Raw genomic sequence first — 7351 nt, forward strand, 5'->3', positions numbered from 1 at the left:
TGCACAAGCAGGGCCTGCTCTACCGCGACAAGCGGCTGGTGAACTGGGACCCGCACCTGCAGACCGCCATTTCCGACCTCGAGGTCGAGCAGCGCGAGGTCGACGGCCATTTCTGGCGCTTCGCCTACCCCCTGGAGGACGGCTCCGGCGAGATCGTGGTCGCCACCACCCGGCCCGAGACCATGCTGGGCGACACCGCCGTGGCCGTGAACCCCAAGGACGAGCGCTACGCCCATCTCGTCGGCAAGCGGGTGCGCCTGCCCATCGTCGGGCGGCTGATCCCCATCGTGGCCGACGACTACGCCGATCCCGAGAAGGGTTCCGGCGCGGTGAAGATCACCCCGGCCCATGACTTCAACGACTTCCAGGTCGGCAAGCGCCATGGCTTGGAGATGATCAACATCCTCGATGACTTCGGCTGCATCAGCGATGCGGCGCCGAAGGCCTACCGGGGCCTGGACCGCTTCGTCGCGCGCAAGAAGGTGGTCGCCGAGTTCGAGGCGCTGGAGCTGCTGCGCGGCATCGACCCGACCCGGCACGTCGTGCCGCACGGCGACCGCTCGGGTGTTGTGGTCGAGCCCTACCTGACGGACCAGTGGTTCGTGGACGCCGTCACCCTGGCCAGGCCCGCCATCGCCGCGGTGGAGGAGGGGCGAACCGTCCTTGAGCCGGCCGCGTGGTCGAAGACCTACTTCGAGTGGATGCGGAACATCGAGCCCTGGTGCGTCTCGCGCCAGCTCTGGTGGGGTCACCGCATCCCGGCCTGGTACGGGCCCGACGGGGCGGTGTTCGTGGAGGAGACCGAGGCCGAGGCCCAGGCCGCCGCGAACGCCCACTATGGTGCGGAGGCCGCGCTGCGCCAGGACGAGGATGTCCTCGACACCTGGTTCTCCTCCGGGCTCTGGCCGTTCTCGACCCTGGGCTGGCCGGACCAGACGGACGACCTGAAGCGGTTCTACCCGACCCACACCCTGGTCACCAGCTTTGACATCATCTTCTACTGGGTCGCCCGGATGATGATGCTCGGCCTGCATTTCACCGGCGAAGTTCCCTTCCGGCGGGTCTTCTTCAACGCCCTGGTGCGCGATGCGTCGGGCAAGAAGATGTCCAAGTCCAAGGGCAATGTCATGGACCCCCTGGACCTCATCGACACCTATGGCGCGGACGCCCTGCGCTTTACCCTGACCGCCATGTCGGGGCAGGGCAGGGACATCAAGGTTTCTACCCAACGCATCGAAGGTTATCGAAATTTCGGTACCAAGTTGTGGAACGCCGCGCGGTTCTGCCAGGTCAATGGCTGCGCCCGGGCCGAGGGCTTCGATCCCGCTGGGGTGAAGGGGGCGGTCAACCGCTGGATCGTCGGCGAGACGGCGCGTACGGCCGGCGCCGTCACCGACGCCATCGCCGGCTGCGGCTTCGACGAGGCGGCCAACCTTCTCTACCGCTTCATCTGGAACACCTTCTGCGACTGGTATGTGGAGCTGTCCAAGCCGGTCCTGAACGGCGCCGACGCCGAGGCCCAGGCCGAGACCCGGGCCACGGCGGCCTGGGTGATGGACGTGATCCTCAAGCTGCTGCACCCGGTCATGCCCTTCCTGACAGAGGAGCTTTGGGACCAGACCGCCGACCTGGGCGCCGCCCGGGCTGAACCCCTCCTGATGGCCGCCCGCTGGCCGGACCTGTCGGCGCTTGCGCCCGACGCCGCCGCCGCCGCCGAGGTGGGCCTGGTTATCGCCGCCATCGCCGAGGGCCGCTCTGTGCGCTCAGAGCTCAACGTGCCCCTGGGCGCGCGGCCGCCCCTGCTGGTGGTCGAGGCCGACCCGGCTCAGGCGGCCGTGCTCGCCGCCTACGCTCCGGTTATCGGCCAGATGCTGCGGGTCTCCGAGGTCCGGGTCGAGGCCTCGGCGCCGGCCGGCGCCATCCCCTATGTGGTCCAGGGGGCGACCCTGGCTCTGCCGGTGGCCGAGTTCATCGACCTCGCGGCCGAGAAGGCCCGCCTGTCCAAGGAGATCGCCGGTCTCGCCGCCACCGCCGAGCAGACCCGCCGCAAGCTCGACAACCCGGACTTCGTGGCCCGGGCGCCCGAGGAGGTGGTCGAGGAGAACCGCGAGCGCCTCGCCGAGGTCGAGGCGGCGCGCGAGCGCCTTCAGTCCGCCCTGGCCCGCCTGACCTGACCTCCCCCCTTCCGGTCCTGAGCCGGGGTCGGTTTTCCACCCGACCCCGGCCCGGTCGCTCGCCCTGGCGCTCCGGGCGAGTCATCTTGTTTTGCCAGCCTGCTGGCTCAAGAGGCGCGAGCCAAGGTCGGACCTCTTCTTGTTTCCTCCATGGCATCCGCCAGGGTGGCGCCGGGGCGCCGGCGGAGGTCGTCAGAAGCGTCGGGAAACGCCGACCAGAAAGTCAAAGGTCTGATAGTCCGCCCTCAGCTTCTTACCACCGGGGCCGGACAGGTTGGGGCTGTCGATCGCAAAGGCGCGAACCTCTCCGAACCCGGACCAACGATCGCCGAATGCAAATTCAGCACCGGCGATGGCCTGATAGGCGAGGCGACCTGAACTCGAGTACGACCCCACCGCGCTTGAGGGCGGCGCTGAGGGCCCCTTCTGCTTCGTCAGGTCAAAGTCCACCTCGCGGGTGAAGCCGATACCCGCACCCACATAGGGTCGCAGCGGGCCGACTTCACCGATGCTGTAGAGACCGTTCACGAGGATCGCGGTCGAAGCGTAGTCGCCGCCGCCCGCGAAGCTGTCAGGCACTTTGACGTCACTCGACCGATAGGTGTACTCGATCTCGGCCCGCCATGGCCCTTCATAGTCGTAGCCGAAGGCGCCTCCCGCCAGCGTGCTTCCGCTGAACTTCCCGGACGCCGAGGAGACGCCAACGCTCACCCTGGTGTCGCTAAGGGTCGAAATCCCGCCATACGCACGGGCATAGAAACCCGCCTGGTCACCCGCGTCCTGTGCAACAGCAGCGCCTCCTGCGAGGAGGGCGCCGGTAAGCGTCGCCAGAAGGATCTTGGACTTGAGTTCAAACATACTGAAACCTCCGTTGTACTGGAGGCCGGCATCTATGAATGAGCACCGACCGCGACAAGGCGCTCTGCACGAACGGCGCCCGCGACTGCACAAACGGACTCGCCGGGCGCGAACGGCGCGAGCACCCTTATCAAGGGAAGAGGCGCGACCAATGCATGGGCTGCTCGTTCAACCGACGCTTATGCTGCACTCCGGGTGCGTCCCGTCGATCCGCCTATGCGCGGAGGGGCAGCGCCCAGGCCGCTGAGAGATGCGGCGCAGGCCTGGTCAATCCGTCGTCAGACGCTTGAAAGGCGGGCGATGATCGTCGCTTGCCGCCGCCGGCCAATCGGCAGTCGCGTTCCGCTGGTCAGAACGCAGAACACGCGTCCCTGGTCCCTTTGGATGTTGGCCACATGGGAATGGGCCACCCAGTGTGAGCGATGAATCTGGGAGCCATTCGAACTTGAAGCGGCGAGTTCAGCCACAGCCTGCCCAAAAGGATAGAGGATCAGCGCGTTCCCATTCACCGTCTCGACCCGCAGGTAGTGGAGCTCGGCCGTCAGTGCGACAAGGTCGTCTCCCAGCGAACTTGGCACACGAGACCAGAACGGCGGCGTCTCCGAGGCCAGGGCGAGCGCTGGCGACTGATCCTCAAGACGCAGGGGCGCCGGCTGAGCGATCCGGCTCAACTCCTGAAGGGCTGGCTGCGGCCTGTGACCCGTCTCCCTCAGAGTCGGCAAACGAAGGTTGCGCGCGGCGTTCAGCCCGACCCAGATGAAAACTGCGGCGGGAGCGGTGTCTGCGAAGGCATTCAGGACCTGATGAGGCCAGGTCAGGTTCACGTCGTCCGAGACCGCCGCCAAACCGAAGACCTCATCCAGCCCGGTTCCAATGGGCGCGAAGAGAGCGGTGCCGATCAGGCCCGCAAGCGTAATCTGAATCCAGGGGTTCAGGCGTCGCAATGGCGGAACCCGCGAAAGAACCGACTGGCTGACCTGCATCAGGAAGAGCAGCCCGCCCGCATGGAGGAGCCAGAACAGAAACCGTTCAATCAGCCCGAGTGACCGGGAGGGCTCCGGGTCCAGAAGCGTGAAAAGGGTGACCAGACCCAGGCCTGCGAACAACAGAAAATGGGGCCAGGAAAGCGTCGCCTGACGGGGGTGGATTTCACCAGGGCTCATGCTGCGGTTTTGGTGTCTCTAACCGCCGACGTCAAGCAAGTCTGAGCCCGATTCAGCCGGTCTGGCGCCACTGGGCCGGGGGCCCCGGCTCGACTGTCCGGACATCTCGATCCGGTCCTGACGCGAGGTCAGTCTTCCGCCGCCCTTGGCCGAAGACTATGCTTATCTAGGACACGACAGCGGACCGGCGCAGGGAGGCGTGCGAGGCCATGAATTTCGATTTCTCCGAGGACCAGAAGTTCCTCAAGAACGAGGCGAGACGCTTCCTCGAGGCCAACTGTCCCACCAGCCGGGTGCGAAAGGTCCTGGACGATGCCTCTGCGACCTGGGACCCCGAGCTCTGGAAGGCCGTCGCCGGCCAGGGCTGGCTGGGCGCCGCCATTCCCGAGGAACACGGCGGCCTGGGCCTTGGGCGGCTTGAGCTCTGCGTGATCGCCGAGGAACTGGGCCGGGCCGTCGCTCCCATCCCCTTCGCCTCCACCGTCTACATCCTGGCCGAAGCCGTCATGATGGCCGGGTCCGAGGCCCAGAAGGCCTCCGTGCTTCCGGGCATCGCCGCCGGCGATGTGATCGGCGCCCTCGCCACCTCCGAAGGCCCCGGCGCCCTCTCCGCCTCCGGCATCCGCGCCTCGGTGGAGGGCGGGAAGCTCTCGGGAACCAAGATCCCCGTGACCGACGGCGGGATCGCCACCCACGCCCTCGTCCTCGCCCGGGAGGGCGGCCAGCCCGGCCTCTTCCTGGTCGACCTGTCGTCGGCGGGCGTCACCCGCGAGACCCTCTCCACCCTCGACCCCTCCCGCGACGCCGCCAGGCTGGTGTTCGACAAGGTCCCGGCCGAGCGTCTCGGCGGGGCGGGCGAGGGTCTGGCCCTTGTCGAGCGCATCCTCGACCGCGCCGCGGTCCTCCTGGCCTTCGAGCAGACCGGCGGCGCCGACCGCGCCCTCGAAATGGCCAAGGAATACGCCCTGGAGCGCTTCGCCTTCGGCCGGACCATCGCCAGTTACCAGGCCATCAAGCACAAGCTGGCCGACATGTACGTCAAGAACGAGCTGGCCCGCTCCAACGCCTATTACGGCGCCTGGGCCCTCAACACCGACGCCCCCGAGCTTCCCGTCGCGGCCAGCGCCGCCCGGATCGCCGCCTCCGAGGCCTACTGGTTCGCCTCGAAGGAGAACATCCAGACCCACGGTGGCATCGGCTTCACCTGGGCCGTCGACTGCCACCTGCACTATCGCCGCTCACGCCAGCTCTCCCTGGTCGCTGGCGCGCCGCGGACCTGGAAGGACCGCCTCGTCAGCCATCTCGAACGCCGCAACGCGGCTGCCTGAGAAGGATACGGATCATGGATTTCAACGATACGCCCGAAGAAGCCGCCTATCGCCAGAAGGTCCGGACCTGGCTCGAGGCCAACGCCCCGCGCACCCGCTCCGGCGACGATGACGGGGAGGGCGGGGGCGACCTCGCCGCCGCCAAGGCCTGGCAGGCCAGGAAGGCCGCCGCCGGTTTCGCCTGCATCACCTGGCCCCGGGAATGGGGCGGGCAGGGCGGCACGCCCATCGACAGCGTGATCTTCAGCGAGGAGGAGGCGCGCTATCCCATCCCCTCCAACCCCTTCCAGATCGGCCTGGGCATGTGCGTGCCCACGGTGATGAACTTCGCCGACCAGGCCACCAAGGACCGCTTCGGCCCGCCCGCCATCCGCGGCGAGGAAATCTGGTGCCAGCTCTTCTCCGAGCCCAGCGGCGGCTCCGACGTCGCCGCGGCCCGCACCCGCGCCGAGAAGGCGCCGGACGGCTCGGGCGACTGGATCATCAACGGCCAGAAGGTCTGGACCACCGGCGCCCAGTTCTCGGACTTCGGCATCGTGATTGTCCGGACCGACCCGAACCTGCCCAAGCACAAGGGCCTGACCATGTTCTGGGTCGACATGAAGGACCCGGGCATCGAGGTCCGTCCGATCCACCAGATGTCCGGCGGTTCGGGCTTCAACGAGGTCTTCTTCACGGACGTCCGGGTCAAGGACAGCCAGCGCCTGGGCGGCGTGGGCGACGGCTGGAAGGTCTCGCTGGTCACCCTGATGAATGAGCGCCTGGCGGTCGGCGGCGCCACGGGCGCGGGCTGGTCCCAGTTCCTCGAGGCGGCGCGCGACACTACCGGCGTCGACGGCGCGCCCCTGCTGAAGGAAAGCGCCGTGCGCGAGAAGCTGGCGGACTGGTACGTCCAGGCCGAAGGCCTGCGCCACGCCCGCAACCGGACCATGACCGCCCTCTCCAAGGGCCAGACCCCCGGGCCGGAAAGCTCCATCGGCAAGATCGTCTCGGCCACCCTCATGCAGGACCTGGCCAATGAGGCGGTCGAGATGCTGGACCAGTACGGCATCATCAACGACCCGGACCTCGCCCCGCTGTCGGGCGGTTTCCACGGATCGCTGATGATGGCCCCGGGCCTGCGCATCGCCGGCGGCACCGACGAGATCCTGCGGAACATCATCGCCGAGCGCGTCCTGGGCCTGCCTGGCGACATCCGCCTGGACAAGGACGTCGCCTTCAAGGACGTGCCGACGGGCCGCTAGGCCTGTGGGGGCGGTCCGGCCTGACGGTGGACAACCTCCTGTCGCTCTGCGCCATACTGTTGGCCTTGCCTGGCGGTGAGTTCGCTCGCTGGCGCATGGATTGAACGTTCCGGCCCCGGGCTGAAGTTCCCGGGTCCGACTGGGGGACTACCGATGAAGACTCTTGCCCGCACCGCCTCGCGGATGGCCCTCGCGCTGGGCCTCGCCGCCGCCCTGCCTGCGGCGGCATCCGCCCAGGACAGCAAGGACGCGCCCAAGTGGGATGTCGCCGCGCCGCCGGGAATGAAGGTGCGCCAGGTCCCGATCACGGTCGATGAAGGGACCTGGATGAACCTGGACGTCAGCCCCGACGGGCAGACCCTGGTCTTCGACCTCCTGGGCGACATCTACACCCTGCCCATCACCGGCGGGACGCCGACGCGCATCTCCGAGGGACTGCCCTACGAGACCCAGCCGCGCTTTTCCCCCGACGGCCGGCGGATCGCCTTCACCTCGGACCGGGGCGGCGGCGACAACATCTGGATCATGAACCGTGACGGCAGCGACAAGCGCCAGCTGACCCAGGAAAGCTTCCGCCTGATGAA

General features: G+C 67.9%; 5 protein-coding genes and 1 pseudogene. 4 read left to right on the forward strand and 2 right to left on the reverse strand.

Features of this window, described 5'->3' with window-relative positions; genetic code table 11:
- Positions 1-2174: valine--tRNA ligase (locus tag IM632_RS08525; RefSeq protein ID WP_296552224.1), on the forward strand; the 2174-nt coding region annotated here is incomplete at its 5' end.
- A 192-nt stretch (positions 2175-2366) separates the two neighbouring features.
- Here IM632_RS08525 and IM632_RS08530 read toward each other — a convergent pair.
- Positions 2367-3032, reverse strand: coding sequence for an outer membrane beta-barrel protein (locus tag IM632_RS08530; protein ID WP_296479937.1), 666 nt, complete (start codon positions 3030-3032; stop codon positions 2367-2369).
- 278 nt (positions 3033-3310) lie between these two features.
- Positions 3311-4195, reverse strand: a complete 885-nt coding sequence (locus IM632_RS08535; protein ID WP_296479938.1) for a LytTR family DNA-binding domain-containing protein — start codon at positions 4193-4195, stop codon at positions 3311-3313.
- Positions 4196-4404: 209 nt separating this feature from the next.
- On the opposite strand from IM632_RS08535, the gene IM632_RS08540 reads away from it, so the two are divergent.
- The 3 genes and pseudogenes from IM632_RS08540 to IM632_RS08550 form a co-directional block, all read left to right on the forward strand.
- The gene (locus IM632_RS08540) at positions 4405-5523 is read left to right on the forward strand and encodes an acyl-CoA dehydrogenase family protein (protein ID WP_296479939.1); all 1119 of its coding nucleotides are present in this window, start codon (positions 4405-4407) and stop codon (positions 5521-5523) included.
- A 14-nt stretch (positions 5524-5537) separates the two neighbouring features.
- Positions 5538-6767, forward strand: a complete 1230-nt coding sequence (locus IM632_RS08545) for an acyl-CoA dehydrogenase family protein (protein ID WP_296552225.1) — start codon at positions 5538-5540, stop codon at positions 6765-6767.
- Positions 6768-6920: 153 nt separating this feature from the next.
- A pseudogene (locus IM632_RS08550) lies at positions 6921-7351 on the forward strand (amidohydrolase); the annotation flags it as partial.

Origin of the sequence: Phenylobacterium sp., from assembly GCF_020402505.1 — a bacterium.
Lineage (GTDB): Bacteria > Pseudomonadota > Alphaproteobacteria > Caulobacterales > Caulobacteraceae > Phenylobacterium.